Annotated in this window: 4 protein-coding genes; 3 read left to right on the top strand and 1 reads right to left on the bottom strand. The window is 68.2% G+C overall.

Going from position 1 to position 3873, the window contains the following annotated elements:
• Nucleotides 1-138: 138 nt before the first annotated feature.
• Together purD and D1643_RS10150 are read left to right on the top strand one after the other, a co-directional pair.
• Nucleotides 139-1431, top strand: a complete 1293-nt coding sequence (gene purD / locus D1643_RS10155; protein WP_160710509.1) for a phosphoribosylamine--glycine ligase — start codon at nucleotides 139-141, stop codon at nucleotides 1429-1431.
• 3 nt (nucleotides 1432-1434) lie between these two features.
• Entirely contained in the window at nucleotides 1435-2775 is a 1341-nt protein-coding gene (locus D1643_RS10150) for a coproporphyrinogen III oxidase family protein (protein WP_160710508.1), read from the top strand.
• Between the two features lie 63 nt (nucleotides 2776-2838).
• On the opposite strand, the gene D1643_RS10145 is transcribed toward D1643_RS10150, so the two are convergent.
• A complete protein-coding gene (locus D1643_RS10145; RefSeq protein WP_160710507.1) occupies nucleotides 2839-3246 on the bottom strand; it encodes an ATP-binding protein in 408 nt (135 codons plus the stop codon).
• Between the two features lie 130 nt (nucleotides 3247-3376).
• On the opposite strand from D1643_RS10145, the gene D1643_RS10140 reads away from it, so the two are divergent.
• Nucleotides 3377-3873 (top strand): prepilin peptidase (locus tag D1643_RS10140; protein ID WP_160710506.1); only part of this gene is annotated, 497 nt, incomplete at its 3' end.

Below are 3873 nucleotides of genomic sequence, written 5' to 3'. Positions count from 1 at the left end.
GGGCGCTGCCCGGGCGCCGTGTCGGGCGCCCCGACGTGCCCGGCGCGCCCCGCCCGCGAGGCGCGCCTCCCGCGGCGCGCACGTCTCCCCGCACTGCGTCGCACCGCCTGTGGCGCGGGTCTTCGGAAAGGAACTGCTGTGAACATTCTGGTTTTGGGCTCCGGCGGCCGTGAGCACGCCATCGCCTGGGCGCTGGCGAAGTCGCCGCGCACCGACGTGCTGTACGTGGCGCCGGGCAACGGCGGCACGGCCGATATCGCGGAGAACGTCGCCGACCTGGACGTGATGGACGCCGACGCCGTGCTGCGCTTCGTCGAGGAGCGCAAGATCGGCCTGGTGGTCATCGGCCCGGAGGCTCCGCTCGTCGCCGGCGTGGCCGACGGCCTGCGCGCGGCCGGCGTGGCCGTGTTCGGCCCCAACGCCGAGGGTGCCCAGCTGGAGGGCTCGAAAGCCTACTCCAAGGCGTTCATGGAGGCCAACGGCATCCCCACCGCCGCCTACGCGCGCTTCGACGCGTGCGAGCCGGCGCTTGCCTACGTGCGCGAGCAGGGCGCGCCTATCGTCATCAAGGCCGATGGTCTGGCGGCGGGCAAGGGCGTCGTAGTGGCCGAGACGCTCGAGGACGCGGAAGAGGCCGTGCGCGACTGCTTCGAGGGCGCCTTCGGCGACGCGGGCAAGACGGTGGTCATCGAGGAGTGCATGACCGGCCCTGAGTGTTCGCTCCTGGCCTTCGTCAGCGGCGGCCGCATGTTCCCCATGGCCCCGGCCCAGGACCACAAGCGCGCCTACGACGGCGACATGGGCCCCAACACCGGCGGCATGGGCGTCTACTCGCCCGTGCCCATCGTCACCGATGACGAGATGGCCGCCATGGTGGCCATCATGGAGAAAGCAGCCGCAGCCACTGCGTGCGAGCCCTTTGCGGCCGACTACCGCGGCACGCTCTACGGCGGCTTCATGCTTACCCCCGAGGGCCCGAAGATCGTGGAGTTCAACGTGCGCTTCGGCGACCCGGAGACCCAGGTGGTGCTGCCGCGCCTCAAGACCGACCTGGTGGACGTCATGGTCGCCGTGGCCGAGGGGCGCCCCCAGGACGTGAGCTTGGAGTGGTCGGACACCTGGGCCGTGTGCGTGGTGCTGGCCAGCGAGGGCTACCCCGGCTCCTACGAGAAGGGCAAGGTCATCCTGGGAATCGAGGAGGCCGAGGACATCCCCGGCGTCACCGTGTTCCATGCCGGCACCCGCGTGAACGCCGATGGTGAGCTGGTGACCGCCGGCGGGCGCGTGCTCAACGTGGTGGCCCTGGGCGACAGCTTCGAGGAGGCCCGCGAGCGCGCCTACGAGGCTTGCGATCTCATCAACTTCGAGGGCAAGCAGCTGCGCAACGACATCGGCAAGAAGGCCCTGCAGGGCCGTAGCGCTTGGGAGTAGCCCATGCTTTCCGAACGGATGCTTTCCACGGTGGTGCGGGAGTGCACCAGGAGCTACCTCAAGCTCAAGCCCGCCGAAGAGCGCGTGATGCCGGCGCCCGTTCCGGGGCAGCGCTACATGCTCTACCTGCACGTGCCGTTCTGCGAGCGGCTGTGCCCGTACTGCTCGTTCAACCGCTTTCCCTTCGCGGAAGACCGGGCGCGGCCCTACTTCGCCAACATGCGCAAGGAGATGCTCATGCTGCGCGATCTGGGCTACGACTTCGACAGCATCTACATCGGCGGCGGCACGCCCACCATCATGCTCGACGAGCTGTGCGAGACCATCGACCTGGCGCGTGACACGTTCTCCATCAAGGAGGTCTCCAGCGAGACCAATCCCAACCACCTGATACCGAGCTACCTCGAGAAGCTCCAGGGCCGCGTGCAGCGGCTGTCCGTGGGCGTTCAGTCCTTCGACGACGGGCTGCTGCGCCAGATGGACCGCTACGACAAGTACGGCAGCGGCCAGGAGATCCTCGAGCGCATCCAGGAGGCGAGCCCCTACTTCACCTCGCTCAACGCCGATATGATCTTCAACTTCCCGGCGCAGACCGAGGACATCCTCGTGCGTGACATCGAGCGCGTCATCGAGTCTGGCGCCAGCCAGACCACCTTCTACCCGCTCATGGCGTCGCCGTCGGTGGAGAAGTCGCTCGCGCGCACGGTGGGAAAGGTGGACTACGACCGCGAGCAGCGCTTCTACGAGATCATCTGCGCGCTTCTGACCGACGTGCTGCCCGGCGTGGACACCGGCGCGCCCGGCCCCCACGGCGAGCGCGGCCTGTTCGACTTCGGCAGCGCGTGGACGTTCAACCGCCGCGGCATGGTCGGCGATGATGCCATGATCGACGAGTACGTGGTGGACTACGAGGAGTACCCGGCCATCGGCTCGGGCGGCATCACCTACCTGGGCGCCAACCTCTACGTGAACACGTTCTCGGTGGTGGACTACAACCGCGCTATCGAGGAGGGCCGCATGTCCATGATGGGCAAGACCACCTTCTCCAAGCACGATCGCATGCGCTACCGCTTCATGATGCAGCTGTTCGGCCTGCGTCTGGACAAGCGGAAGTTCAAGGAGGACTTCGGCGTGTCGGTGGAGGTGGGCCTGCCGGTGGAGATGGCGTTCATGACGGCTGCCGGCGCGTTCGCTACCAACAACGCCGACGAGCTGACGCTCACCCCGAAGGGCCGCTACCTGACCGTGGTGATGATGCGCCAGTTCTTCATCGGCGTGAACAACCTGCGCGACCAGGCCCGCGCAGCCCTCACCGGCGAGGAGCGTGAGCTGATCTTCGGCTAGGTCTGCGATTGCGCGCCTGCCCACGCCCCTGGAGGAGGCGGGCGCGCCGCGTATCGGGCGCGCTTATATCCCCAGCGACCCTTCCGCCTTCTTCTCGCTTAGGTAGTCACGGAAGAACGGGAGGTCGAACCCGATGACGCCGCGACATCTCTCGCCGATCACGCCGGCGTCGAGCAGGCGCTTGCGGTACTGCGCGGCCTTCCGTCGCGCTCGAATCTCGATGTCCTCGAGCATTCCCGGCAATGCGGTGGTCGACACGGCCACCCACCCGCGCCGCTCCGCCTCCTCTGCGTTGAGGGCGAGCAGGGCCGTCTTTCCCGTTCCGCGCGCCCCGGAGAATATGATGGTGAGATCGGGGCGCCGGCGCTCGGACTCAAGGGCCCTCGTCACGTCATAGAGTATCTGGTCGCGGCCGGCGAGGCGCGCGGGTATCTCGCCGAAGCTCGGGGTGAAGGGGTTCTCTCTTCTCATCGGCAGCCTCTAAGTTCCTCTAAGTTTGGGTGAGAAATCAAGGGAGGATGTGGATCGGGTGCGTCCTGCGTCAGGGCGCGCGGGCTTGCGTATCATGGGATGATGCCCTTGAGGGGGAGAGGAGGCCTCCATGATAGTCACGCTGCTGGCCTATGGGTCGTTCATGCTGCTGCTGGTGGTGGCGGCAGGGGATGACCTGCGTGAGCTGCGGATTCCCAACGGCATCGTGGCGGCTCTGGCGGCTGTGTGGATCATCTGGCGCATCGCGTTGGCGGCAACGCATCCCGAGGGTGCTCTCGTTCCTGCTCTGTCGGTTGCCGACGGTCTGCTGGGGGCGTTGGTGCTCGGAGGAGGACTGCTGGCGGTCGCGCTCGCCTTCGAGGCGCTGACAGGACGTCGCGCCATGGGAGGCGGGGACGTGAAGCTGATGGCCGCCGTGGGGCTCTTCCTCGGCGTCGAGGGCGGCCTGGTCTGCCTGCTGACGGCCTGCCTCATCTCCCTGCTGCTCGCGCTCCTCCTCCCGCGTCTCGGCTGGGCCCCACGTCCCGCCCCCGCGGCCCCCGCGCCCGCGGCGACCCCCGCGGCGACCGCCCCAGCGACGGTCCCCACGCCCGCGGCGACCGCGCC

Source organism: Enterorhabdus sp. P55, assembly GCF_009911695.1.
GTDB lineage: Bacteria > Actinomycetota > Coriobacteriia > Coriobacteriales > Eggerthellaceae > Enterorhabdus.
The sequence above is the reverse complement of the archived record's forward strand: the minus strand, read 5'-3'. Positions and strand labels throughout refer to the sequence as shown.